Consider the following 222-nt stretch of genomic DNA (forward strand, 5'->3'; position numbering starts at 1 on the left):
GGGTTAATCAATATTAAGAAATTTATGGTCTCCAAAAATATCTATATTTTTTGTTCTGTACGTCTTATCATGATACCTGGGCTTGTATTTGTAATTTTAAATACGTTTATGACAGATAAAGTTATTTTAGGTGTGATGGTGCTTTCTGCAGGGATGCCTGCCGGGGATACCAATACATCCTTAGCAACGATATATTCTGATAAGGGGCCTGAAACTTCTCAA

The 222-nt window shown here is 35.1% G+C and carries 1 protein-coding gene; it reads left to right on the forward strand.

The window, feature by feature from the left end:
* A partial coding sequence (locus D9V42_RS15195) for a hypothetical protein (RefSeq protein WP_425275812.1) occupies positions 1–222 on the forward strand: 222 nt, incomplete at both ends.

The sequence above is a fragment of the Staphylococcus pseudoxylosus genome, assembly GCF_003697915.1.
Taxonomy (GTDB): domain Bacteria; phylum Bacillota; class Bacilli; order Staphylococcales; family Staphylococcaceae; genus Staphylococcus; species Staphylococcus pseudoxylosus.